At 73.2% G+C, this 22,926-nt stretch carries 30 protein-coding genes; 9 read left to right on the forward strand and 21 right to left on the reverse strand.

Going from position 1 to position 22,926, the window contains the following annotated elements:
* The first annotated feature begins 27 nt into the window (after positions 1 to 27).
* Positions 28 to 219, forward strand: a complete 192-nt coding sequence (locus tag AC1UE4_RS11945) for a hypothetical protein (RefSeq protein WP_482917449.1) — start codon at positions 28 to 30, stop codon at positions 217 to 219.
* Here the strand turns inward: AC1UE4_RS11945 and AC1UE4_RS11950 are convergent.
* From AC1UE4_RS11950 to AC1UE4_RS11975, 6 genes are read right to left on the reverse strand one after another with little or no spacing between them, the layout of a single operon-like run.
* A complete protein-coding gene (locus AC1UE4_RS11950) occupies positions 216 to 1,409 on the reverse strand; it encodes a serine hydrolase domain-containing protein (RefSeq protein WP_482917450.1) in 1,194 nt (397 codons plus the stop codon). The genes AC1UE4_RS11945 and AC1UE4_RS11950 overlap by 4 nt on opposite strands.
* On the reverse strand, positions 1,402 to 2,289 hold the full coding sequence (locus tag AC1UE4_RS11955; protein ID WP_482917451.1) for a hypothetical protein: 888 nt from the start codon (positions 2,287 to 2,289) through the stop codon (positions 1,402 to 1,404). Before AC1UE4_RS11955 ends, AC1UE4_RS11950 begins: the two co-directional genes overlap by 8 nt.
* On the reverse strand, positions 2,286 to 2,675 hold the full coding sequence (locus tag AC1UE4_RS11960) for an RNA-binding S4 domain-containing protein (RefSeq protein ID WP_482917452.1): 390 nt from the start codon (positions 2,673 to 2,675) through the stop codon (positions 2,286 to 2,288). Before AC1UE4_RS11960 ends, AC1UE4_RS11955 begins: the two co-directional genes overlap by 4 nt.
* Positions 2,672 to 3,655: an aldo/keto reductase gene (locus tag AC1UE4_RS11965; RefSeq protein WP_482917453.1), complete on the reverse strand. Its 984-nt coding sequence runs from the start codon at positions 3,653 to 3,655 to the stop codon at positions 2,672 to 2,674. The genes AC1UE4_RS11960 and AC1UE4_RS11965 overlap by 4 nt, the downstream gene beginning before the upstream one ends.
* 29 nt (positions 3,656 to 3,684) lie before the next feature.
* Complete coding sequence (locus AC1UE4_RS11970) at positions 3,685 to 3,918, reverse strand: hypothetical protein (RefSeq protein WP_482917454.1); 234 nt, start codon at positions 3,916 to 3,918, stop codon at positions 3,685 to 3,687.
* A 12-nt stretch (positions 3,919 to 3,930) separates the two neighbouring features.
* Positions 3,931 to 6,201 (reverse strand): glycosyltransferase, encoded by a 2,271-nt coding sequence (locus AC1UE4_RS11975; protein WP_482917455.1) that lies wholly within the window; start codon positions 6,199 to 6,201, stop codon positions 3,931 to 3,933.
* A gap of 22 nt (positions 6,202 to 6,223) precedes the next feature.
* On the opposite strand from AC1UE4_RS11975, the gene AC1UE4_RS11980 reads away from it, so the two are divergent.
* On the forward strand, positions 6,224 to 6,913 hold the full coding sequence (locus AC1UE4_RS11980; protein WP_482917456.1) for a chlorite dismutase family protein: 690 nt from the start codon (positions 6,224 to 6,226) through the stop codon (positions 6,911 to 6,913).
* Position 6,914: 1 nt separating this feature from the next.
* Entirely contained in the window at positions 6,915 to 7,904 is a 990-nt protein-coding gene (locus tag AC1UE4_RS11985) for an NAD(P)/FAD-dependent oxidoreductase (RefSeq protein WP_482917457.1), read from the forward strand.
* Here AC1UE4_RS11985 and AC1UE4_RS11990 read toward each other — a convergent pair.
* On the reverse strand, positions 7,901 to 8,056 hold the full coding sequence (locus AC1UE4_RS11990) for a hypothetical protein (protein WP_482917458.1): 156 nt from the start codon (positions 8,054 to 8,056) through the stop codon (positions 7,901 to 7,903). The genes AC1UE4_RS11985 and AC1UE4_RS11990 overlap by 4 nt on opposite strands.
* Before the next feature lie 30 nt (positions 8,057 to 8,086).
* Positions 8,087 to 8,359 carry a PRC-barrel domain-containing protein gene (locus AC1UE4_RS11995; RefSeq protein ID WP_482917459.1) on the reverse strand — a complete coding sequence of 91 codons (273 nt, stop codon included), beginning with the start codon at positions 8,357 to 8,359 and terminating at the stop codon, positions 8,087 to 8,089.
* 46 nt (positions 8,360 to 8,405) lie between these two features.
* On the opposite strand from AC1UE4_RS11995, the gene AC1UE4_RS12000 reads away from it, so the two are divergent.
* Complete coding sequence (locus AC1UE4_RS12000) at positions 8,406 to 8,774, forward strand: hypothetical protein (RefSeq protein ID WP_482917460.1); 369 nt, start codon at positions 8,406 to 8,408, stop codon at positions 8,772 to 8,774.
* Between the two features lie 742 nt (positions 8,775 to 9,516).
* Here the strand turns inward: AC1UE4_RS12000 and AC1UE4_RS12005 are convergent.
* The 3 genes from AC1UE4_RS12005 to AC1UE4_RS12015 all read right to left on the reverse strand — a co-directional run bounded on the left by AC1UE4_RS12005 (position 9,517) and on the right by AC1UE4_RS12015 (position 12,340).
* Positions 9,517 to 10,416, reverse strand: a complete 900-nt coding sequence (locus AC1UE4_RS12005) for an N-acyl homoserine lactonase family protein (protein ID WP_482917461.1) — start codon at positions 10,414 to 10,416, stop codon at positions 9,517 to 9,519.
* 238 nt (positions 10,417 to 10,654) lie between these two features.
* The gene (locus AC1UE4_RS12010) at positions 10,655 to 11,947 is read right to left on the reverse strand and encodes a hypothetical protein (protein ID WP_482917462.1); all 1,293 of its coding nucleotides are present in this window, start codon (positions 11,945 to 11,947) and stop codon (positions 10,655 to 10,657) included.
* Between the two features lie 27 nt (positions 11,948 to 11,974).
* Positions 11,975 to 12,340: a HesB/IscA family protein gene (locus tag AC1UE4_RS12015; RefSeq protein ID WP_482917463.1), complete on the reverse strand. Its 366-nt coding sequence runs from the start codon at positions 12,338 to 12,340 to the stop codon at positions 11,975 to 11,977.
* A gap of 38 nt (positions 12,341 to 12,378) precedes the next feature.
* On the opposite strand from AC1UE4_RS12015, the gene AC1UE4_RS12020 reads away from it, so the two are divergent.
* Both AC1UE4_RS12020 and grxD read left to right on the forward strand, forming a co-directional pair.
* Positions 12,379 to 12,603 carry a BolA/IbaG family iron-sulfur metabolism protein gene (locus tag AC1UE4_RS12020; RefSeq protein ID WP_482917464.1) on the forward strand — a complete coding sequence of 75 codons (225 nt, stop codon included), beginning with the start codon at positions 12,379 to 12,381 and terminating at the stop codon, positions 12,601 to 12,603.
* Positions 12,600 to 12,995: a Grx4 family monothiol glutaredoxin gene (gene grxD / locus AC1UE4_RS12025; protein ID WP_482917465.1), complete on the forward strand. Its 396-nt coding sequence runs from the start codon at positions 12,600 to 12,602 to the stop codon at positions 12,993 to 12,995. Before AC1UE4_RS12020 ends, grxD begins: the two co-directional genes overlap by 4 nt.
* A 45-nt stretch (positions 12,996 to 13,040) precedes the next feature.
* Here the strand turns inward: grxD and AC1UE4_RS12030 are convergent, their stop codons facing one another.
* Genes AC1UE4_RS12030 through AC1UE4_RS12040 form a run of 3 tightly spaced genes read right to left on the reverse strand, consistent with a single transcriptional unit; the run spans position 13,041 to position 16,123 of the window.
* Positions 13,041 to 14,795: a hypothetical protein gene (locus tag AC1UE4_RS12030; protein ID WP_482917466.1), complete on the reverse strand. Its 1,755-nt coding sequence runs from the start codon at positions 14,793 to 14,795 to the stop codon at positions 13,041 to 13,043.
* Positions 14,796 to 14,800: 5 nt separating this feature from the next.
* On the reverse strand, positions 14,801 to 15,046 hold the full coding sequence (locus tag AC1UE4_RS12035) for a glutathione S-transferase N-terminal domain-containing protein (RefSeq protein WP_482917467.1): 246 nt from the start codon (positions 15,044 to 15,046) through the stop codon (positions 14,801 to 14,803).
* Positions 15,047 to 15,058: 12 nt separating this feature from the next.
* Positions 15,059 to 16,123, reverse strand: a complete 1,065-nt coding sequence (locus AC1UE4_RS12040) for an SDR family NAD(P)-dependent oxidoreductase (RefSeq protein WP_482917468.1) — start codon at positions 16,121 to 16,123, stop codon at positions 15,059 to 15,061.
* Between the two features lie 32 nt (positions 16,124 to 16,155).
* Here AC1UE4_RS12040 and AC1UE4_RS12045 point away from each other — a divergent pair, with 32 nt between their 5' ends.
* Together AC1UE4_RS12045 and AC1UE4_RS12050 are read left to right on the forward strand one after the other, a co-directional pair.
* The gene (locus AC1UE4_RS12045) at positions 16,156 to 17,019 is read left to right on the forward strand and encodes a DegV family protein (RefSeq protein ID WP_482917469.1); all 864 of its coding nucleotides are present in this window, start codon (positions 16,156 to 16,158) and stop codon (positions 17,017 to 17,019) included.
* A 61-nt stretch (positions 17,020 to 17,080) separates the two neighbouring features.
* Positions 17,081 to 18,169, forward strand: coding sequence for an AI-2E family transporter (locus tag AC1UE4_RS12050; RefSeq protein WP_482917470.1), 1,089 nt, complete (start codon positions 17,081 to 17,083; stop codon positions 18,167 to 18,169).
* Here AC1UE4_RS12050 and AC1UE4_RS12055 read toward each other — a convergent pair.
* Genes AC1UE4_RS12055 through AC1UE4_RS12080 form a run of 6 tightly spaced genes read right to left on the reverse strand, consistent with a single transcriptional unit; the run spans position 18,166 to position 20,595 of the window.
* Entirely contained in the window at positions 18,166 to 18,411 is a 246-nt protein-coding gene (locus AC1UE4_RS12055; protein WP_482917471.1) for a DUF3618 domain-containing protein, read from the reverse strand. The two genes, AC1UE4_RS12050 and AC1UE4_RS12055, sit on opposite strands and share 4 nt — an antisense overlap.
* Positions 18,411 to 18,815, reverse strand: coding sequence for a phage holin family protein (locus tag AC1UE4_RS12060; RefSeq protein WP_482917472.1), 405 nt, complete (start codon positions 18,813 to 18,815; stop codon positions 18,411 to 18,413). The genes AC1UE4_RS12055 and AC1UE4_RS12060 overlap by 1 nt, the downstream gene beginning before the upstream one ends.
* A complete protein-coding gene (locus tag AC1UE4_RS12065; protein ID WP_482917473.1) occupies positions 18,805 to 19,032 on the reverse strand; it encodes a hypothetical protein in 228 nt (75 codons plus the stop codon). Before AC1UE4_RS12065 ends, AC1UE4_RS12060 begins: the two co-directional genes overlap by 11 nt.
* A complete protein-coding gene (locus AC1UE4_RS12070; protein ID WP_482917474.1) occupies positions 19,029 to 19,163 on the reverse strand; it encodes a hypothetical protein in 135 nt (44 codons plus the stop codon). The genes AC1UE4_RS12065 and AC1UE4_RS12070 overlap by 4 nt, the downstream gene beginning before the upstream one ends.
* A gap of 14 nt (positions 19,164 to 19,177) precedes the next feature.
* Complete coding sequence (locus tag AC1UE4_RS12075; RefSeq protein ID WP_482917475.1) at positions 19,178 to 19,795, reverse strand: TetR/AcrR family transcriptional regulator; 618 nt, start codon at positions 19,793 to 19,795, stop codon at positions 19,178 to 19,180.
* On the reverse strand, positions 19,795 to 20,595 hold the full coding sequence (locus AC1UE4_RS12080; protein WP_482917476.1) for a carbon-nitrogen hydrolase family protein: 801 nt from the start codon (positions 20,593 to 20,595) through the stop codon (positions 19,795 to 19,797). The genes AC1UE4_RS12075 and AC1UE4_RS12080 overlap by 1 nt, the downstream gene beginning before the upstream one ends.
* A gap of 27 nt (positions 20,596 to 20,622) precedes the next feature.
* Between AC1UE4_RS12080 and AC1UE4_RS12085 the strand changes: the two genes are divergently transcribed.
* Positions 20,623 to 21,501 carry a DUF2804 family protein gene (locus AC1UE4_RS12085; protein WP_482917477.1) on the forward strand — a complete coding sequence of 293 codons (879 nt, stop codon included), beginning with the start codon at positions 20,623 to 20,625 and terminating at the stop codon, positions 21,499 to 21,501.
* A gap of 25 nt (positions 21,502 to 21,526) precedes the next feature.
* Here AC1UE4_RS12085 and AC1UE4_RS12090 read toward each other — a convergent pair whose 3' ends face one another.
* The gene (locus tag AC1UE4_RS12090; RefSeq protein WP_482917478.1) at positions 21,527 to 22,897 is read right to left on the reverse strand and encodes an NCS2 family permease; all 1,371 of its coding nucleotides are present in this window, start codon (positions 22,895 to 22,897) and stop codon (positions 21,527 to 21,529) included.
* Between the last annotated feature and the right edge of the window lie 29 nt (positions 22,898 to 22,926).

Here is a 22,926-nt window from a genome sequence, read left to right on the forward strand (position 1 = left end):
CCCCGTCTCCCGGGCAGGGCGCGGGGGATGCCTTCGATCTCCAAGTCGTGGTCCCCGCGAGTCGTCCTGCAGTGCATCGCCCTCGCGGCGGCCTTCGGCTGGTTCGTCGCCGCCGCGCAGTGGGTGCACCGCGGCAGCCTCGTCATGGCGCTCGTCAGCCTCGTCGCGTCCGCCGGCACCATCGCCTGGCTGCGCGACGTGCGGCTCGGCGGCCGCTAGCCGGCCACGCCCGCCGCGCACTGGCGGACGACGCGGCTCAACCGGTAGAGCGTCAGATCGGCCATCGGGGTCGTGACCGATCCGATGCGGTTGGTGACGAAGCCCAGCGAGAGCCCGAGGTCGGGGTCGGCCCAGCCGCCGGAGCCGCCGTAGCCGTAGTGGCCGAACGCCCGCGGCGCCTCGCGGCCAGCGCCGAACGCATGGTGGTAGCCGAGGCGCCAGCGCATCCGCAGGCCGAGGACCGCGTCGGCCGTGCGGACCTGGACCCGGCCGAGCGCGTCGACCGTGTCCTCCGAGAGCAGGCGCGCGCCCGCGTCGGCGCCGCCGTTCGCCAGCGCGCCGTACAGCCGCGCCAGCGCGTCCGCGCTCAGCGCGCCGTTGACCGCCGGCATCTCCGTCCCCCAGATCGACGGCTCCGAGCCCTCGAACAGCTCGTGGAACCCGGGCGCGATCAGCGCGTCGTGGAACGCCCGCGTGACCCGCGCGCGCGTGAGCACGGGCGTGATGACGCGCGACGACGCGCCGAGGTGCCGCAGCGCCGACCCGACCGGCTGCGCGACGACGTCGCGCACGGTCTCGCCGACGCCGATGTGCAGCCCGGTCACGCCGAGCGGCTCGGCGACCTCGGCCTTCACCAGCTCGGCCAGCCCGCGCCCCCCGGTCACCCGCCGCGCCAGCCCGGCGACGAGCCACCCGTACGTGATCGCGTGGTACGCCGACCGCGCCGTGGGCGCGTGGACCGCCTGCGCGGCCAGCCGCTCCTCCATGAGGACGTGATCGAGCAGGTCCGTGGGCGACGAGGCGACCGCTCGCACGCTCCACAGGCCGGCCCGGTGGGTGAGCAGGTCGCGCACCGTCACGCGCCCCTTGCCGCCCGCCGCGAACTCGGGCCACCAGGTGGCGACCGGCTCGTCGTACGCCAGCAGCCCCTGCTCGGCCAGGCGGTGCAGCACGGTCGAGGCGACGCCCTTCGTCGTCGAGAAGCTCAAGGCCAGCGTCTCGGGCGTCCACGGCCGCGTCCCCACCCGGTCGGTCCAGCCGGTGCAGAGGTCGAGCACCGTGGCGCCGCGCAGCCGCACGACCAGCGCGCCGCCGCCCCGGCCGCGCGCGACCAGCTTCCCGAACGCCTCGGCCGCCGGGGCGAACGCGTCGTCGACGCGCCCGCGGACACGCTCGGGCAGCTCAGCCAACGGGATACGGGGTCCAGTGGTCGGCGGGCAGCCGCAGGGCCGCGGGCCACGTCACGGCCGCGACCTCGCGGAAGAGCGCCGGCGTGTCCTCGAGGCACCGGCGCGCGACCTCGCGCGCGGTCGTCTCCGGGCCGAGCGCGAGCCGGCCGATCGCCTCGAGCAGCTCCTCCTGGGTCATCGCTCGCGCCGTGCGGCCCGACGCGGGCACGGCGGCAAGCGCAACGGGCTCGCCGTCGAGGCGCAGGGCACCGGTCCGGGAGACGAACGCGAACAGCTGGTCGACCTCGACGCCGTCGTCGTCCGCCACGAAGTGCGCGCGTTCGAGCCGCCCGAAGCGGTAGCCGAGCTCGTGGTGCACGATCGTCGCGAGCTGCCGCGTGGTCAGCCAGAGGACCGCCGCCCGCACCGCCGTGCCGGGGCTGACGATGAGCGCGCCCGGCACCGTCGCGAACGCGCTCGGCAGCGCCTGAGCGCCCACGTCCACGTCGTGCAGGTCGCCGGTGAGGACGAGCGCATCGCGGTCCGCGGGATCCGGGAAGTCGCCGAAGCGCGTCGCGAGCCGAGTCGGCGCGCCGTTCGCCCCGAACGCGACGAGCGGATGCCGCCGGGCCATCAGCGACGCCTCGACTTCTCGGCGGTCCTCCGGGGGCAGCGAGGCCAGCACCGTGACCTCGCCGTCGCGCAGGACGTACGAGCCGCCCGGCCGCTCCCACGGGTACGCGAGCGCATGCGTGTACGCCTCCTCGGTGAAGGTGCGGCGACCGAACCCTCTGACGCGCCGGAGCAGCTCGGCCACCCACGCGTCGTGGTCGAGCCCCACCCAGGCGAGCACCTCGGGATCGTCGATCGGCGGCCAGTCGCGCATCTGGGACGCGGTCACCGGCGGCGGCCCCGCAGCTCCTCGAGGCGGCGGCGGTCGCGCTTCGTCGGGCGCGCGCCGGGCTCGATCACCGGCGGCGCCGCCAGGCGGCGCTCCTCCGCGCGCCGCTCGCGGCGCTCGACGCTCTCGGGCGTCTCGTCGTAGAGCAGCTGCGCCTCCTTCGCCGGCCCGCGCCGCGCCGACGTCGCGCGCACGACGACCTCGAGGCGCAGCTCGCCGCGCGTGACCTCGAGGCGGTCGCCGGGCCGGACGTCGCGGCTCGGCTTGACCGCGTGCCCGTTGAGGTGGACGAGCCCGCCCTTGACCGCCTCGGCCGCCACGGCGCGCGTCTTGTGCAGCCGCGCCGCCCACAGCCAGCGGTCGATGCGGACGGGCTCGTCGCTCATGCGTGGCCGAGCACCGGGTGCGGCACGTACGGCTCCTCCAGCCGCGCGATCTCCTCGTCGCTCAGCTCCACCGTCGCCGCCGCCAGCGCGTCCTCGAGGTGGCCGGGCTTCGTGGCGCCCACGATCGGCGCCGTGACGCCCGGCTTGTGCAGCAGCCACGCGAGCGCGACCTGCGCCGGCGGCAGGCCCCGCTGCTCCGCCACCTCGGCGACGCGGTCGACGACGTCGAAGTCGGCGTCCGAGTACAGGTAGTCCGAGAAGCCGTCGGTCTGCGCCCGCGTCGTCCGCTTCTCGCCGCCGCGCCCGCGGTTGCCGGCGAGCACACCGCGCGCCAGCGGGCTCCACGGGATGACGCCGACGCCCTGGTCGAGGCAGAGCGGGATCATCTCGCGCTCCTCCTCGCGGTAGAGGAGGTTGTAGTGGTTCTGCATCGAGACGAACGGCGTCCAGCCGTGCCGCTCGGCGACGTGCTGCGCCTTCGCGAACTGCCACGAGAACATCGAGCTCGCGCCGATGTAGCGGGCCTTGCCAGCGCGGACGACGTCGTGTAGCGCCTCCATCGTCTCCTCGATCGGGGTCCGCGGATCCCAGCGATGGATCTGGTAGAGGTCGACGTGGTCCATCCCGAGCCGCTCGAGCGATGCGTCGATGCCCGCCAGGATGTGCTTGCGCGACAGGCCGCGGCCGTTCTCGCCGACCTCGCCGACGCCGAAGAAGACCTTCGTCGCGACGACGACGTCGTCGCGCTGGACGCCGATCTTGCGAAGCAGGCGGCCGGTCGCGACCTCGCTGGCGCCCGCCGAGTACGTGTCGGCGGTGTCGAAGAACGTGATGCCGCCGTCCCATGCGGCGCGCACGATCGGCTCGGCGGCGTCCTCGTCGAGCACCCACGGGCGCTCGCTGTCGTTGCCGTAGCTCATCATCCCGAGGCACACCCGGGAGACGCGCAGGCCGGTGGCGCCCAGGTTCACTTGGTCCATGGGCGCAGGACGCTAGCGCGCTCGGCGCGCTACTCCACGAGGTCTTCGACCGCCGCGAGGCGGGAGAAGCGGCCCACGCTCTGGCGGGCCCGCCGGATCGCCTCGTCGATCTCGGTGTGATCGCAGCCGGCGGCCCGTGCGCGAGCGATGTGGTCGCGCAGGTCGCGGACGGCGTCCTCGTGGATCATGCGGAAGCGCTCGACGCGCTCCGCAGTCGTCTGCAGTTCCAGTATCGGGTCGGTCTGGTCGTACTCCAAAGCCATCTCACGGGGCCATTACCCGGAGATGGCCCCCGACTCCCGGGAAATGGGGGGGAGTTGCACCGGACTTGTGTGCATCGCCCGCAGGCGCACCTCGCGCCAGGACACGCCCTCCTTCACGAGCGCGGGCGCGCCCATCGCCACGGCGGTCGCGATCTCCACCGCCTGCAGGATGATCCCGTAGGCCAGCGCATCCGCCTGGCCAACCCCGTAGGCGCCCAGCACGACGACGCAGGCGGCCTGGAAGACGCCGAGGTTGGAGGGCGTCGCGGGGATCACGGCGGTCACGTTGACGGCGAACAGCACGGCCGCGGCGGCGCCCCACCCGGCCCGGTCATCCAGGCCGAGCGCCACGAGCAGCAGGTAGCACGACATCCACTGCAGCGCCCACGCCATGAGCTGCGCGGCGGCAGCCGTCGCGCCCAGCTTCGGGCGGCGGAACACGCGGAGGCCCTCGCGGACGCGGGTCAGCGCGGCGCCGATCGCGCCGGTGCCGCGGGCCCGGACGATCGCGGGCGCGACGAGGACGGCGAGCAGCACCGCCAGCGGGGCGACGGTGACGCCGACGAGCGCGTGGTTGTCGCGGAAGACGTCGACGGTCGAGAGCATCGTCACGCCGAGGATCACGAGCGCGACGATGTTCAGCAGCGTCTGGGAGACGATCGTGCCGAGCACGACCGGGAAGTGCTCGCGCGCGCGGCCGAGGCGGCGGGCGACGACGAGCGCGCGGGACGGCTCGCCGAGACGGGCCGGCAGCGTCGCCGACATGAGCACGCCGATCGACGTGCCCTGCATCGTGTCGCGGCGTCTGACGAGCGTCCGCGGCAGGGCGGCGCGCAGGATCGCGTGCCAGGCCAGGGCGCGGAGGACCATCGAGGAGCACATCACGCCGAGCGCGGCGATCACCCACACCGGCGTGGCGGCGAGCAGCGACTCGACGATCTTGTCGACGCCGATGCGCTGCAGCGCGACCCACACCCCGGCCAGCGCGGCGATCGCGACGACGAGCAGCACGAGCCGACGGGCGATCGCCAGCGGCGTCCAGGCGCGCGGCCGGGCGGGCTCGAGCGTCGGGAGGCGCTGCGGCGGCAGCCACCCCTCCCCGTCGGCCGGGCGGAAGCCGTGCGCGGCGGCCACGCGGGCCGCTGCGGTCTCCGGCTGCGGCTGGGCGATCGCGGTCTCGTAGGCGTCGAGGACCTCGGCGGTGACGCGCGGCCAGGCGTAGCGCTCGGCGTGCTCGCGGGCGGCCGCGCCCATCGCGCGGCGCCGGGCCGGGTCGAGCGCGAGGTCGCGCAGCGCGGCGGCGACCGCGGTGGCGTCGCCGCGCTCGACGAGCAGGCCGTCGACGCCGTCGCGCACGACGTCGCGGTAGCCCGCGATGTCGCTCGCCACGACGGGCGTGCCGTGGGCGAAGGCCTCCGTCAGGACCATCCCGAAGCTCTCGCCGCCCAGCGAAGGCGCGCAGAGGACGTCGGCGCGGCCGAGCACCTCGGCCTTCTCCTCGTCGCTCACCTTGCCGAGCGCCGTGACGCCGCGGTCGTCCATCAGCAGCGGCGCCACCTCCTCGGCGGTCGGGCCGACGAGCGTCAGCTTGGTGGGGACGTGCTCGCGCAGCGCCTCGAAGGCGCGCAGCAGCACGGGCAAGCCCTTGCGCTCGACCGCCTGGCCGATGAACGCGATCTCGAGCACGTCGTCGTCGGGCTTCGCCGGCGTCTCGGCCGGGACGTGGACGCCGTTCGGGATGATCGCGTAGCGGCCGCCCCAGAAGCGCCTGCCCGTCCAGGCGGCGGCCTCGGAGACGGCGAGGCGCACGGCGATGCGGTTGAAGCGCCGGGCGGCGCCGGCGATGTTCGACCCGACCTGCGAGACGCGGCTCGTCGAGTAGGCGTGGAACGTCGCGACGACGGGCGCGGGCGAGCTGAGGACCGCGTCCCAGGCGATGATCGGCGCCTCGGGCGAGTGGATGTGGACGACGTCGTAGCCGCCCGTGCGCAGCTCGTGGCGCAGGCGGGCGATCGCCGAGGGCGTGCCGTTGACGTTCGACACCGCACCGTTGGCGGGCCAGCCGATCGTGCCGCCGAGCGGGATGACGTAGTCCGGCAGCTCGCGCGCCTGAGGGCGTGCGCCGGCATGGGCCCACGCGGTGAATCGCGTGTCCCGGTCAACCGGCGACAGCACGCGCACGTCGTGGCCCTGCGCAAGCAGCTCCTGCGCAAGGGCCTCGATGTGACGCGTGACACCCCCGGGGAACGTCCACGAATACGGCGAGACGAGGGCGATCCGCACGGCCTGGACTATATTCGGTGAAGTGCCACGACGACACTTCGTGAAGTACACCTTCCTTCAGCTGGATCCTGCCTGGCGGCGGCTTCCGGCCGAGGAGCGCGAGCGTGGCAAGCGCGAGTTCATGGCCGCTTGCGAGGACTTCGCCGAGGACCACCTGCTGCGTGCCTTCTCGCTGATCGGCACGCGCGGCGACGCGGACCTCATGCTCCTGTCGCAGGCGGTGAACCTCGATCACATCCACGACTTCCACGTCGTGCTCGGCCAGAGCGGCCTCATGAAGTGGACGTCGATCCCCTACTCGTTCCTGGCGATGACGAAGGAGTCCGAGTACTCCGACGAGTCGCGCCTCGAGGTCCGCCCCGCCCACGGGAAGTACCTGTTCGTCTACCCGTTCGTGAAGACGCGGGCGTGGTACGGGCTGGACGCCAAGGAGCGCTGGCGGATCATGCAGGAGCACATCAAGGTCGGCCGCGAGTTCCCCAGCGTCGACCTGAACACCTCCTACTCGTTCGGGCTGGACGACCAGGAGTTCGTCGTGGCGTTCGAGACGGACGAGCCGGCCGACTTCCTCGATCTCGTCCAGCGCCTGCGCACCACCGAGTCGTCCGCGTACACGCTGCGCGACACGCCGACCTTCACCTGCATCTCGGCCTCGGTCGAGCGAGCGCTGAACGCGCTCGACGGGGAGCCGGTCGCGCTCGCCGCGACCTAGCTTGACCGACATCACGGTCATCGGCGCGGGGCCCGTCGGCCTGTCCGCGGCGTTCTGGGCCGGGATGCGGGAGGCGTCGGTGCAGATCGTCGATGCGCTGCCGGAGGTCGGCGGCCAGCTCACGGCGCTCTACCCCGAGAAGCCGATCTACGACGTGATCGGTCATCCGCGGGTGCTGGGGCGGGAGCTCGTGGAGCTGCACGGGCGCCAGACGCTCGATCAGTTCTCCGTGCCGCTGCATCTCGGGACCACGGTGACGGGGCTGTCGTCCTCGGACGGCGAGCTCGTGCTGACCACCTCGTCCGGATCCTCCTTGACGACGCGGGCGGTCGTGCTGGCCTGCGGCCACGGAGCGGTCGCGCCGCGAACGCTGCCGGAGCTGGATCTCTCGCCCTGGTTGGGCCGGGGCGTGAGCTACGTCGTGCCGGCGAAGGTGCTGCTGGCGGGGCAGCGGGTCGTCGTGGTCGGGGGCGGTGACTCGGCGTGCGACTGGGCGCTCGATCTCGTCGGCGTCGCGGCGTCGGTGCACCTGGTCCACCGGCGGGAGCGCTTCCGCGCGTTGGAGGCGACCGTGACGCGGCTGCGGGCGGCGGCCGAGGCGGGCGACGTGACGCTGCACGTGCCCGCGCGGCTTGCCGAGGTCGTCGGCGACGATCGCGTCGCGGGGGTCGTGCTCGACGACGGGACGCGGATCGACTGCGACGCCGTGCTGCCTCAGCTCGGGTTCACGACGTCGCTCGGGCCGCTCGAGGGCTGGGGGCTCGAGCTCGAGCGCGGCGGCGTCCGCGTCGACCCCGCGACGATGGCGACGTCGGTGCCGGGCGTCTGGGCCTGCGGCGACGTCGCGTCGTACGCCGGCAAGCTCAAGCTCATCGCCGCCGGCTACGGCGAGGCGGCCACCGCGATCGGCCAGGCCGTCCGCAGCTTCCGCCCCGACGAGCAGCTCCAGCCGGGCTACTCCACCGACACCGGGGTGCCGGGCGCCGCCTAGTGGCCGGCGCCGGCCTGTCCGAGCTTGTCTTCGCCCTTCTCGACGTCCGGGGTGTCGACGTCGCCGTTGCCGGGCGGCGTCGTGGCGTCCTTCGTGGGGTCGGGCGGGCCGGTGATGCCGCCCTCGGTGGGGACGTTCTCGTTCTCGGTCATGCCGGTCGGCGTGCCCGGAACGACGGAGCCTCAGTCGTCGACTCGGTCCTCGTGCGGCAGCGCGTCCAGGCGGTCGAGATCGATCGTCAGCACGACGGCCTTCTCGTAGAGGGCATCGACGTCGGCCGCGGGCACCGCCCGGTTCCCGTCGCGGGTGCGCACGACGATCGAGTGGAAGATGTCGGAGCCCTCGTCGGCGAGGACGCGCTTGACCCAGCCGGCCTCGGCGCCGTCGCTCGTGAGCACCGGCGTGCCCTCGGCGAGGACGGGGTAGCCGATGGGAGGTCCGTGGTCATCGCTCATGACCTGCTGCGTACCCGGACGCCGCGTACCATCACCCGCCGACCTCATGGACGTCACCCGCTGGTTGCATCTGCTCGCCATGGCCTTCTTCGTCGGGGGCCAGCTCGTCCTCGTCGCCGCCGTGGTCCCGGCGCTGCGGTCCCGCGATCGCGACGGTCTGCGGCTCATCGCGCGGCGCTTCGGCTGGGGATCGCTGATCGCGCTCGTCGTGCTGGCGGTGACCGGGTCGATCATGGCCGGCCACTACCACGTGTGGGGCGAGGGGACCTTGCACGTGAAGCTCGGGCTCGTCGGGTTGGCGGTCGTGCTGGCGGTGCTCCACACGAGGCGGCCGACGTGGCACGCGCTCGAGGGCGCGGTGTTCCTGCTGTCGCTTGTGATCGTGTGGCTCGGGGTGCATCTGTCGCACGGGTAGGTGTGGGTCGGGCTGTCCCGGCGCGCCGGCTCGCCGCTTGACCTTCTTCCGCGTGCTCGCGGGGGCCGGCGAGGATGGGGGTTCTGCGGTTCGTGGTCGGTCGGTCCGTCGTCGGCGTGCCAGTGGGGTTAGCAACGTGCTTCACCGCCCACCCGCGTCCGCGCCTCGTTGTCCGTGTCGCGCCTCTTACGCTCCGTCGCCCCGGCCGTCCCGGGCCCGGGCGTGGGCCGCTGGGCACCGGTTTCGCCGATAGGTTCGTGCACCGCCGTCCGTTCCGGCAGGCGCGGTGCACGTTCCTTTCGCATAGCGAAAGGTTCGTGCACCGCCGTCGCCCGCGGCGCCGGCGGTGCACGTTCCTTACGCGCGCGAACGTTTCGTGCACCACCCGCCTCCCGGATGAGGTGCGGTGCACGTTCCGTTCGCAGAGCGAAGGTTTCGTGCACCGCCTCGCTCGCAGACCGGCGCGGTGCACGTTTCCTTCGGTCCTTCTCCGTCCGGCGCCGCGAAACCATCCCCGGGAGCACAGGCCCGGGCCCGGGACGGCCCGGGCAACGGAGCGCACCGGGCGCGACGCGCAACAACGAGGCGCGGACGCGGGTGGGCGGTGAAGCACGTTGCTAACCCCACCGGCGCGCGGACGACGGACCGACCGACCACGAACCGCAGAACCTCCATCCTCGCCGGCCCCCGCGAGCACGCGGAAGAAGGAGCCGACCAACAAGCCGCCGCGGCGGGACGCGCCCTACGACGACGCCGCGGTCAACTCAGCACTGCGCGCGTCCCACTCCCACGGGTCATGGCCGCAGACCACGATCGAGTCCGGGTGCGCGGCGACGAACGCGCGCAGCTCGTCGAGCGACCGCAGGTACGCATCGACGTCGGGGCAGATGAGCGGAACGTCGCGCCCATCGAGCGACCGCCGCGCGTAGGCGGCGTCCCCGACGAGCAACGCGATCCGGCCGCCGTTCAGGCGCAGGGCGAGCGAGACGTGGCCCTTCGTGTGGCCCGGCGTGAAGAGCAGCCGGACCGAGCCGTCGCCGAACAGGTCGGCGGTGCGGCTGAACTGCTCCCACGGCTCGCGCGGCAGCGCGACGGTCCGCCAGCGCTCGACCGCGTCGCGATGATGCGCGTAGCTCCCCTTGAGCATGCTCGGCGGGTCGGCCCACTCCTCCTCGCTGACCACGCACGTCGCCGTCTTGAACTGGTCCGTGCCGCCCGCGTGATCGAAGTGCAGGTGCGTCATGACGACGAGCCCGATCGCCAGCGGGTCGAACCCGAGCGCTCGCACCCGGTCGCCCGCCGCCCAGCCCGGCTTCATCCGGAGGTTGAGCAGCGTGCCGCCCACCTTCCCGAGATCGGCCCGCATCCCCTTCTCCGCGACGATCGCGGCCGGGCCGGTGTCGACCATGAACGGCCCCGCCGTCGGGTGCTCCACGAGGAACGCCGGCACCGGCAGGGTCGGCCACTTCGACCGCGGCGTCGCCAGCCCACCCGCCCACCCGCGGACGGTCGAGAGCGGCCCGTCGCCGCGGGCGTAGTACTGCGGCGGAACCGGCCCCTCAGCGACGAGCAGCGGATGGACCTTCACGGCCGCCCCCTCGGACCCACCGGGCAGAGGCAGCTGGATCGGCGTCGCCGGCACGGCCGCGACCCTACCGGCCCCCCGATCTCTCCCGTCTCACCCGCCCCCCGACCTCTCCCCTCTCAACCGCCTCTCGACCTGTCCCCTCTCAACCGCCTCTCGACCTCTCCCCTCTCAACCGCCTCTCGACCTCTCCCCTCTCAACCGCCTCTCTACCTCTCCCCTCTCGACCGCCTCTCGACCTCTCCCCTCTCAACCGCCCCTCGCCCTCACGCTTCTCACCGGCCGCCCCCGTGTCTCACCGCGGGCAGACGTCCGCGGTCCTTGGCGGGGTCTTCGCGGTCGCCCACGCGCGCCAGACCTCGTACGCCGGGTAGAGGCGCGTCAGGCCGGTGTCGGCGAGGCCGACGGCGAAGGCGGGGTCCTCGCGGAACGTGTACTGGAAGGCGGCGCGGACGTCGTCGGTCGCGGACCAGCGGCGCAGCTGGCGGGAGAGCGCGCGGCAGCCGGCGGCGAGCGTGGCGTCGTCGGTCGGGCGCGGCTCGCCGGCGTGGGCGCCGCCGACGCCGGTCTCCGTGACCCAGATCGGCTTGCCCTTGGTGCACGGCCGCTCGGCGAGCGCGTCGCGAAGCTCGCCGACCGGTCCGGCGCCGGTGACACGCTCGACGTACGCGTGCTGCGCCCACACCGCGCCGGCGCAGGCGACGTCGTCGGGCAGCGCGCGGACGAACTCCGAGATCCCGGTCACCCGCGGCGACGGCCCGCGCACGCCGGCGAGCTCGCCGAGGACGAGCCTCGCCCCGGTTCCGCGCAGCGCATCGCGGACGGTGCGGACGAGGCGCGTGTAGACGGCCGGGGCCAGCGACGGCGACGAGGCGTCGCATGCGTCGCGCTGCGGGCTGACGAAGAACTGCTGGTTCGGCTCGTTCCAGGGGCTCCACCACCGCAGGGCGACGCCCTCCAGGCGGCCGAGCTCGAGGAGCTGCGTGATGAGCTCCGCGTACCCGCGCAGCCCGGCGGCCGTGATCGGGCGCGAGCGCGGCGCGATGTCGGGGCGCTCGCAGCCGCCCGCCGGCCGCGCCGCCCAGTCGGGCACGCCGTACAGCGACACGACGACCTCCCAGCCGCCGTTCGCCTGCTGCTGCGACTTGACCGCGCGCAGCTCGTCGCGGATCCCGGCGAACGCGCCGCACGGCGGGGCGCCGCGCAGGCAGCCGTCGTCGGGCTTGCGGAGATCCGCGGGGACATCGGGCGACGGCTGCAGCTGCGCCCAGTCGACGGCGAGCCGGTAGTACGCCGGCCGCAGCGCCTCGACCCGCGCGCGCCACGGCTCGAGCTGCGGCGAGACCTCGGGCGCGCCGGCCGCGCGAAGCAGGCTCGCGTTCCGCTCGCTCAGCCCCGTGGCGAGCAGCCGGTCGCCCGCGGCGGGCTCCGGCGCATCGGCCGGCACCGCCCCCGGAGGCTCGATCTGCGGCTCGACGCGGGCCGGACCGGACCCGTCGTCGCGGCTTTCTCCCGCCACGACGACGACCGCCGCGACGATCGCCGCGGCGGCAAGGAGAAGCAGGATGAGGCGGCGACGACCTCTCACGCGGCGCGCGGAGGGTCGCGCGTGCGGCTAGACCGCCGAGACCTCTTCCTCGTCCGGCACGCGGAACGAGGAGCCGCAGCCGCAGGCGGCGACGACGTTCGGGTTGTTGACCTGGAAGCCGGCCCCGGTGAGCTGGTCGATGTAGTCGATCGACGAGCCGTGGACGTACGGGAGGCTGGCGTCGTCGACGAGGATCTTCAGACCGTGGTCCTCGAAGACGTGGTCGCCGTCGCGCTGCTGATCGAACGCGAGCTGGTACTGGAAGCCGGAGCACCCACCGCCGCGGACACCAAGTCGCAGGCCGGCCGACGACGTGTCGGTGCCCTGCGCGTCGAGGAACTCGCGCACCTTCGTGGCGCCGAGCTCGGTGAAGGTGATCTCTGCGTAGCGCATCGCTTCACGAAGTATAGCGGTGGCTATCCTGGCTCGAGATGCCCACGCCCGACGAGCTCAAGCAGCGCATCGAGGCCGCCATCCCCGGTGCGGAGGCCGACGTGACCTCCGCCGACAACGTGCACTTCGCCGCCCATGTTCGCGCGTCCGCGTTCGCGGGGCTGAACCGGGTGCAGCAGCACCGGCTGGTGTACGACGCGTTCGAGCCGGGCGAGCTCGGCGGGGCGGTTCACGCGCTGCAACTCAAGACGGAGGTCCCATGAGCGACAACCCGCTCCGCGACGCCATCCAGGAAGCGATCCGCGACAACAAGGTCATCCTCTTCATGAAGGGGACGCCCGAACAGCCCATGTGCGGGTTCAGCGCCCGCGCGTCCGCTGCGCTGCAGGCCGTCGGCGTCCCGTTCGCCGCGGTCGACATCCTGCCCGACCCGCGCATCCGCCAGGAGCTGTCGGCCATCACGAACTGGCCGACGACGCCGCAGCTGATCGTCGACGGCGAGCTCGTCGGCGGCAGCGACATCGTCGTCGAGATGTTCGAGACCGGCGAGCTGCACGAGGTCCTCGGCGCGGAGAAGCCGGCGGAGACCGCCGCGGCGCCGCAGCCCGAGCCGGCCGGCCCTGCGCCGCTCGGCATCGAGAACCGCCTGGGCTGAGAGCCCTTCAGCGCGGCCGCGGAGACCTTCGGGGCGCGGCCGCGCTCAGCGCACGTCCACGACGACGCGGACCTTCCCGCTGAGGCGGAGGTCCGGGTCGCGGAGGACGCGGCGCTTCTTGTTCGCGCGGCGCTCGGCCGCCTCGCTGCCCTCCTGATCGCTGCTGAGCGCCGGGAAGGTCGCGCGGACCCCGTCGTAGCGCCGCAGCCGCGAGATCGACTTCGCGAGCGCCTCGACCGACCGCGGGCCCGTCTCGGCCGCGCTGTCCTCCTCGCCGAACAGCAGGTCGCCGAGGTCGATCTCCAGACCGCCGGACTCGTCGCTCGGCGTGCCCTCCAAGACGAGCGCGCGGCGCCCCGTCGGGATGCCCTCCGGGACCTTGACCCGCACCACGCGGCTCGAGACCTTCCCGCGCACCTCCTGCAGCGTCACGCGAACCCGCGCGGTCCCGCCGCGCCGGACCGTCTTCGGCCCGGTCGCCTTCAGCAGGAACGCCTGGCGCAGCCCGCGGCCGACCGTCAACTGCACGTCGACGCCGGTCACGTGCAGCGTGCCGAAGTTGTACTCGTCGATCTCGCCGACGGCCGTCGCGAAGTCCGACACCATCGTCGCCCCGACGCCGACGCCCTCCTCGCCCGCCGCGAGTCCGCGCACGACGTAGCGGTTGCAGAACGTCATCGGCTTCGCCCGCTCGCGGACGGTGATCTGGGCGCACATGTCGCCACTCTGCCGCGCGGGCGTGCCGCCCTCGAGGATGCTCGAGGCCGCCTGCGCCACCGCACCGGACCCGACGAGCGACAGCGACGACGCCCCGGTCGGCAGCCCGATCGCGTTCTCGTCGGCGATCTGCACGTTGAGGTTCCGCGTGCGCCCGGTGTCGACGTCCTTCGCGAACACCCTCATGGGGAACCGGTCGGGCAGCGCGCCGAGCCGCCCGGCGATCGCGTTCGGCCCATCGCCGCTGATGATCCCGACGTCGTTGCCCGGCGCCGCGAGCTTGTACGTCGTGGCGACGTCCGACGCCACCGGGTTGTTGACGATCGCGTAGACGTAGGCGTCCTGCATGAAGAGCGACCGGCGCCCGGCGTCGTCCAGCGGATGGCCGAACGCCCAGACCTTCCCGTCGTCGACGTACGTGACGGTGCCGATCGCGCCCGCGGTGAGGTCGCCGCTCGCCAGGCCGGCGCTGACCGCGCTGCCGGGCTTCAGCTCCTGCGGCGGGTAGCTCGCGCGCGGCGCCGCCGGCGACGCGAGGAGCAGCCGCCCGTGCCGTCGCGCCGCCCGCGTGAAGAGCGACCGCACCGGCGCCGACAGCCCCGCGATGGTGATGGGCGTCGCCAGCTCCTGCCCGGAAGCCGCGCGGCGCCTCGACGGCGCGCCGGACCGCACCGCCGGCTCGACCGGCTGCGCCAGCATCGACTCGATCGGCGTCGCCAGCGCCAGCAGCCCGCCGTACTCGCCGACGGACTCGGAGATCGCGGCCGCCACGCGCAGCACGCCGTCGTCGCCGCGGCACGCGATCGGCGACCCCGAGAAGCCCGGGCCGACGCCTGTCCTCTCGATCGCCGGGCCGGAGAAGCGGAAGAGGATCCGCGGCGCGTCGGCGCCGGGATCGCCGGCGAGCACGTCGACCACCTCGGCGTCGAACGTCGAGACGTCCGTGCCGTGCAGCACCGAGCGCACCTCGCACTGCATGCCGGCCCGCACTTGGGAGAGCGGCATGACCGGCTCCCCCTCGGCGTTCGCCCCGGCGGCGGGAACGAGCGCGACGAGCAGCGCCGCGCCCACGACCCGAAGCACGCGCCTCACTGCGCGTCCCGCCAGCGGAGGTGCTCGACGATCCGGTGCGAGTCGCAGATGGCCTCGCCATCCAGCACGAGGAGCGGCACGCGCTCCTGCCCGCTCAACGTCCGCACCTCGTCACGATCCCGTCCCCTCCACGCCACCCGCACCTCATCGGCCGCGATGTCGCGCTTCCGTAGTTCGCGCGCCACGCGTCCACACGGGCAGAGGCGGTCGGTCGGGGTCTTGCAGCGGTACAGCGTGGCCATCCTTGCTCCGGTTCAGGGTGTCAGGCGGTCGACGGCCTCCGCAACCCGCCGGGTCGCGAAGCCCGTCAGGCGCAACGCGACGGGCTGTCCGGTCCCCCGCTTGGCCAGCCCGGTCGTCCCGCGCTCGCGGTACCAGGCGATCGTCCGCTCCAGCGTGTCCTCGTGGTGCGACGGGGCCCAGCCTAGTTCACGCTTCGCTTTCGTTGACCGATAGGCCCACCACTGACCGAGAGCACGGATCTCCACGGGCGCGAACTGCGGCACGCCGGGCAGCGAGCCGCTCGTGCGCGCGAGCGCCAGCGTCGCCGCCATCGGCAGCTTCACCGCGGGCGGCGCGACGCCCGAGAGCCGGCCGAGGTCGGCGAAGAGCCGGTCGAGCGTGAAGTTGCGGTTGCCGAGCACGTAGCGCTCGCCGGGCCGCCCGCGCTCGTCGGCGAGCAGCTGGCCGCGCGCGACGTCCTCGGCGTCGACGATGTTCAGCGCGCCGTCGACGTAGGCGGGGATCTGGCGGCGCAGGAAGCGCAGGACGAGCTCGGTCGACGAGCGGTAGAGGTCCCCCGCACCGAACGCGTGCGCCGGGCAGACGATCACGACCGGCAGGCCCGCGGCGGCGACGCGCAGGGCCTCGAGCTCCGCCTCCCGCTTGGCGTGCACGTACGGGATGTCGAGCCCGCCGGCGGAGAACGGCTGACGCTCGTCGGCGGTCGAGCCCCACGGCGCCGGGCCGATCGCGGCGACCGACGAGGTGTGCACGACGCGCTCGACCCCGGCGCGCAGCGCCTCCTCCATGACGACGCGGGTCCCCTGGACGTTGATGCGGAACATCTGCTCGCGCGGGGCCCGCAGCCGCGTGAGCCCGGCGACGTGGAAGACGCGGTCGACGTTGCGCATGGCGCGCCGGACGGCGCGGCGGTCGAGGACGTCGCACATGACCCGCTCGACCTCGAGATCGCTGATGTTGTCGAGCCGCGAGCGGTCGCGAACGGTGACCCGGACGTCGTCGCCGCGCTCGACGAGGAGGCGGGTGACGTGCGAGCCGATCAGGCCCGTCGCCCCGGTGACGAGGACCCTGGACACCGACTAAGTGTATGTTCGCGGGCGGTCGCCCGATGCCCGTCGCCATCGTCACCGACACAACGCACTACTTGCCGGACGAGCTCGTCGCCGAGTACGACCTCCACGAGGTCTCGCTCTACGTCAAGCGCGGCGACGCGCTGACGCGCGAAGCCGAGATCATCGCCGACAAGGACGCGTTCTACGACGATCTCCGCTCCGCGAGCGACCTGCCGACGACCTCGCAGCCGTCCATCGGCGACTTCCTCGAGGTGTGGCAGCCGCTGCTGGACGAGGGCCGGGACATCGTGTCGGTCCACCTCTCGAGCGGCATCTCCGGCACGTACGACAGCGCACTGCAGGCACGCGCGCAGGCGGAGGAGAACGGGGCCCGCGGCCGGATCGAGGTCGTCGACTCCGCGACCGCGTGCGGCGGCCTGGGCCTGCTGGCGCTGGCCGGCGCCGCGAAGGCGCGGCATGGCGCGGGCATCTCGGAGGTCGCGGCGCAGATGCGCGCGACACGCGCGGCGCTGAAGATCTGGTTCGTCCTCGACACGCTGGAGTACCTGCGCCGCGGCGGCCGCGTCGGGGCCGCGCAGGCGTGGCTCGGCGGGGCGCTGAAGATCAAGCCGATCCTGTCGCTGGAGCACGAGATCACGCCGATCGAGCGCGTCCGCACGTCGGGCAAGGCGTTCGAGCGGATGGTCGACTACATGAAGGCCCGCCAGGCCGACGGCGCCGACGCGTGGATCGTTCAGCACATCCAGGCGCCCGAGCAGGCCGAGCGGCTCGCGGAGCGAGGGCGCGAGGTCTTCGGCAACGACCCGGTGTGCATCGCCGAGGTCGGTCCGGTCATCGGCGCGCACGCCGGCCCGGGCATGCTCGGCGTCGGCGGCGTTCCCACGTCGCTCATCGCCTGACGAGCGCCAGATCCCGCCCGGGCGGAGGGACCGCGCCGTCGCGGTCGAAGAGCACGGTTCGATGCAGCAGCGCTCCTTCGCCCGGCGGGTGTTCGAGGCCGTCACCGTCGTGGTGGCGGTCGCGATCGCGCTGTACCTCGTCTACCTCCTGCGCAAGCCGATCGGGTGGATCTTCGCGGCCGCGTTCCTCGCCGTCGCGCTGTCGGGCCCGGTGAACGTCCTGAGCCGCCGCATGAAGCGCGGGTTCGCGATCGCGCTCGTCTACCTCGGGCTGCTGGCCGTGCCGCTCGCGCTGGCGGCGATCATCGTCCCTCCGATCGTCGACCAGGTCGACAACCTCGCGAAGAACGCGCCGCAGTACGCGGCCGACGTGCGCGACTTCGTCAACGACAACGAGCGCCTGCGCCAGCTCGACCAGGACTACGACCTGACCGAGAAGCTCCAGGAGGAGGCGGCGAAGCTGCCCGGCCGGGTCGGCGACGCCGCGGGCATCCTGCGCGACGTCGGCTTCGGCCTGATCAACTCGATCTTCACGCTCGTCACGATCCTCGTCCTGACGGCGTTCATCCTCGGTGCGGCGCCGCGGTGGCGCGCCGCGGCCCTCGGCCTGATGCCCACGGCGCGGGCGGAGCGCGTGGAGCACATCGCCGACCGCATCGCCAAGGCGGTCGCCGGCTACATGGCGGGCGCGCTCTTCGTCGCGTTCGTGGCCGGGTTGGCGACGTTCGTGGTGCTGACGATCCTCGGCGTCGAGTTCGCCGGGCCGCTCGCGGTCTTCGCGGGCGTCATGTCGCTCATCCCGCTGGTCGGCGCGACGATCGCCGCGGTGATCATCGGGATCGTCACGCTCTTCCACGACTTCCCGACCGACACGATCATCTGGGCGGTCTGGGCGGTCCTCTACCAGCAGCTCGAGAACAACCTCATCCAGCCGCAGATCCAGAAGCGGACGGTCGACGTGCAGCCGTTCATCGTGCTGACCGCGGTGCTCTTCGGCAGCACGCTGCTCGGCGTCGTCGGCGCGCTTGTGGCGATCCCGATCGCCGCGTCGATCCAGATCCTGATCCGCGAGTGGTGGCGCGCGCGCAAGGAGGCTCGCGACATCGAGGGCACGATCGCGCCCCCGATGGTCCCGCCGGCCTCGGCCTAGCGCTTCTTCTTCTTGCGGCGGCGCAGGAGGCCGGTCACGCCGGCGATCCCGCCGCCGATGACGAAGCCCGCGACGGCGGCGCCGATGAGGACCTGCTGCTGGTTGCGGACGATCTGGGCGCGCCAGTCCGTCGCGCGCTGCACCTCGCCGCGCAGGCGCTGCACGGCGTCGCCGAGCTCGCGGCGGTGCTCCTCGATGTCGGCCCGGATCTGCTCGGGCGTGCGCTGTTGTCCGGCGGCCATCAGCTCTTCACCGTCTCCTGGATGCGTCGTGCCTCCTCGATCGCCATGTCCGGCGTCGGAGGCGAGCCCTTCTTGACCCACCGGATGCCGATCAGCGCGGCGATCCCCGCGGCGACGAACAGGATGATCGTCGTGAGCAGGAAGCCCCAGAAGATGTCGTCGAACGGCAGCAGCCAGTAGAAGAACCAGCTCAGCGTGTGCAGGAAGAAGATGAGGCCGAGGACGCCGAACGTCCCGGCGACGGCGAGCGTCGCGGCGCCCTTGCCGAGCTTCGTCGCCTTCTGCGTGACCTCCGCCTTGGCGAGCTCGATCTCCTCGCGGACGAGGACCTGCGCCTTCTCGGCGATCTCCGCGACGGTGTGACCGATCTGCTGGGACCGGTGCTGGTCGGGGTCAGCTGCCAAGGCGCTTGAGGATCAGGGCGGCGATGAAGCCACCGGCGAACGCTGCTCCCACGAGGACCTCCGGCCGTTGCGTGGTCGGGACGCCGCCCGCGGGCATGGCGCTGCCCGGCGGGAGGTTGCTCGTCTGCTGGTCGTGGCCGACGGTGGGGGTCGGCTCGGCGGGCGTGGCATCGCCCATCGACACGGCTCCGCCGCTGATGTCGCTGTCCGCGGTCACTCGGGCGGATCTTCCCTGAAGATCCGTCGGTAAACCACGGCGGCCAACCGCGAGGTCACCATGGCTCCCACCGCGCCGAAGCCGGCGAGCAGCCCGGACCAGGCCAGACGCTTCACGAGGTCGTTGTCCATCCGCCGGGATCCAATCAGATCGCGGTCGCAGCAGGCGTCTCGAGCCCGCCGCAGATCGTCTCGACGATGAACGCCTTCGCGTCCTCGAACTCGGTGTCGCCGCGCGGCAGCACGTCGAAGATCCAGCCCGTCAGCACCTGCTCGATGGCGCCGTAGAACGCCATCGCCGCGAACTCCGGCGTGATGTCGGAGCGGAACGAGCCGTCCTCCTGGCCGGCGGCGACGATGTCCGAGATCCCCTGGTACGCCTCGCGGATCCGGTCGAGGTGCTTGGCCCCGAACGAGTTCGCCGCGCGCGTGACCTCGACGATGATCACCTTCATCAGGTCGGGGTCGTGGCGGTAGGAGTCGACGATGAACGAAGCGACCGTCCGCAGCTTCTCGCGCGCGGGGCCGTCCGAGCCGTCGACCTCCCGGATCGCCTCGAGCAGGACGTTCCAGCGCTCGAGGAAGACGGTGTCGAGCAGCTCGTCCTTCGAGTCGAAGTAGTGGTAGACGAGGCCATGCGCGACGCCCGCCTCCGTGGCGATGTCCGAGACGCGCGCGCTGTGGAACCCCTGCCGCGCGAAGACCTTCACGGCCGCGTCGAGGATGATCCGCCGCTTGTCGGAGGTGGCTGACCCGCGAGCCATCAGGCGTGCGTCCCGATCCTGCGGTGCGTCAGCGCGGGCAGCGTGGCGCGGATGCGCTGCTGGTGGTCGAGGTCGAGATCGGCGATCACGAGGGTCTCCGTGTCTGGTGCCTGAGCGAGGACGACGCCCCAGGGGTCGACGATCATGCTGCGTCCGCCGGACCGCATGCCGCCGGGGTGCTCCCCCGTCTGGTTCGCCGCGACGACGAACGCCTGCTGCTCGATCGCCCGCGCACGGACGAGCACGTCCCAGTGGTCGCGGGTGGTGGCGAGGGTGAAGGCGCTGGGCACGGCGAGGACGAGCGCGCCGCGACGTTGCAGCGCCTCGAAGAGCTCCGGGAAGCGCAGGTCGTAGCAGATGGCCAGCCCGACCGGCACGCCCGCGGCCGTCGTGACGACGGTCTCGTCGCCCGCGTCCTCGGCGTCGGACTCGCGGTAGACGCGGCCGTCGACCTCGACGTCGAAGAGGTGCTGCTTGACGTACGTCGCCTTCAGCTCGCCGTCGGGGCCGGCGTGCAGCGCGGTGTTCCTGAGCCGGCCGTCGTCGGCGGCGCGGGCGATCGAGCCGGCGACGAGGTCGATGCCGAGCTCCTTCGCCGTCCGCGTGGCCCACGCGATGACCTCGTCGGCCCGCCGCGCGCCCTGTTCGACGACCTCCGGCGGCCCGAGCGCCGGCCACTTCTCCGGCAGGACGACGAGCTGCGCCCCGTCGCGCGCGGCCGCACGGGTCAGCCGGTCGGCCGCCTCGAGGTTGCGGTCGACGTCGCCGGAGGAGCTGAGCTGCACGGCCGCTGCGCGCATGGACGCACCGTATAGCTTGCGCCGACCATGGCCCTCCCCTATCGCGGCGACGGCAGCGACCGCCCGGCCGGCTTCGTCGTGCCGCCGGAGCGGATGCCGTTGTGGCGCGACGGGCGGCCGCTGAAGCAGTGGCGCTACGTCGGGGTCTACGGGGAGCGGCTGATGCTCTGCGCCGGCGTCGTGCGCGTCGGCGGGATGCCGCAGGTCTTCTGGGCGGTGTGGGACCGGCGGCGCGAGGCGCTGCGCGAGCGCACGCGGCTGCTGCGCACGCGCGGGTTCGTCTCGCTCGCGGGCGGGCGGGTGCGGATCCGCGACGGCGCGGTCGAGGCCGATCTCGTCGTCGAGCCGGGCGCCGCCGTGGAGACGCTCTCCCCCCACGGGCCGTCGTGGATCTGGACGCGCAAGCAGGGCGCCGTCCGCGTGCACGGCACGGTCGTCCTCGGCGGCGAGCACATCGACCTCGACGCGCTCGGCTGCGTCGACGACAGCGCCGGGTACCACGCCCGCGAGACCGCGTGGATGTGGTCCGCCGGCGTCGGCACCCTCGCCGACGGCCGGCCCGCAGGCTGGAACCTCGTCACCGGCCTCCACGACGCGGAGACGAACAGCGAGAGGACCGTCTGGGTGGCGGGCGAGCCGCGAGAGGTCCCGCCGGTGACCTTCGCCGACGACCTCTCGGGCGTCGAGACCGCGGCCGGGTCGCCCCCGGAGACCTCTCCGGAGGCGCCCGCCGGAGGGCTCTCCCTCGCGTTCTCCGCCGAGGCCACCCGCGCGCGCCGCGACGACCTCGGTTTCTTCGCCAGCGACTACGAGCAGCCCTTCGGCACGTTCTCCGGCGTGCTCGGAGAGGGTCTCGCGTTGAGGGAAGGGTTCGGCGTGATGGAGCGGCACGCCGCGCGGTGGTGAACCCGCGCGGCGGCGAGACTCGGTCCTAGAAGACGTTCGCCGACAGCCAGTCGTCCGCGTAGAACGCGAGGAACATCGGCACGAGCACCCACATGAGCGGGTGGACCTCGCGGGCGCGGCCGAGGACGGCCATGACCACGACGTAGCCGATGATCCCGAAGCCGATGCCGGCCGCGATCGAGAACGTCAGCGGGACGCCGGCGATGATGAGGAACGCAGGGATCGCGTCCTCCGGCGCCTCCCAGTCGATCCCCTGCACGAGCCGGATCATCAGCGCGCCGACCATGATCAGCGCGGGCGCGATCGCCGGATGCAGCCCGGCCTCCCCGACGCCCTGGCCGACGAGCTCGATGAGCGGCACGAAGAAGATCGTCAGGCCGAAGAGCAGGCCGGTGACGACCGACGCGAGGCCGGTCCGCGCGCCGGCGCCGACGCCCGCGCCGCTCTCGACGTAGGTCGTCACGCTCGAGACGCCCATCGCGCCGCCGCCCGCGGCCGCCGCGCTGTCGACGAGCAGCACGCGGCGCATGCCGGGCAGCTCGCCCTCCTTCGTCGTCAGGCCGCCCTGCGACCCGACCGCCACCGCGGTGCCGACCGTGTCGAAGAAGTCGGTCATGAAGAGCGCGAAGATCGTCGGGACGAGCGCCCACGTCAGCGCGTCGCCGAGGTTCGACGGGTCGAGCGCGTCGCCGATCGTCGAGAAGTCGCCGGAGCCGGGAAGCTCGGCCACGCCGCTCGGCCCGTCGAGCACGCCGAAGATGAGCCCCAGCACGGTCGCCGTCGCGATCCCGGCGAGGATCGACCCGCGCACGTTCCGTGCCGACAGCGCAGCGGCGACGAGCACGCCGGCGAGCGTGATCAAAGCGGGCCCCGAAGTGAGGTCGCCGAGCGCGATGCCCGTGGCCTCGTTGTTGACCACGACGCCGCCGTCGCGCAGGCCGACGAGCGTGATGAACAGGCCGATGCCGACGCCGATCGACAGCTTCAGCGGCAGCGGGACCGCCCGCACGACCGCCTCGCGCAGGCCGGCGATGACCAGCACGAGCGCCAGCAGGCCCTCGATCACGACGCACGCCATGCCGACGGGCCACGGGACCTTCTGGCCGAGGATGATGTCGAACGCCACGACCGCGTTGATGCCGAGGCCCGACGCCAGCGCGAAGGGGACGTTCGCGTAGACGCCCATCGCGATCGAGGCGACGGCGGCCGCCAGCGCGGTCGCCACGGCGACGGCCCCGAACGGCAGCCCGGCGGCCGAGAGGATCGCCGGGTTGACGAAGACGATGTACGCCATCGTCAGGAACGTGGTGACGCCGCCGAGCGCTTCCAGGCGCGGCGTCGTGCCGCGTTCGCGGAGCTTGAAGGTGCGTTCGAGAACGGTCGTGTCGGCGGCCATGAGGCGCCCGAAGATAGCCAGCGCCCCGG

Source organism: Parviterribacter kavangonensis (genome assembly GCF_056863335.1).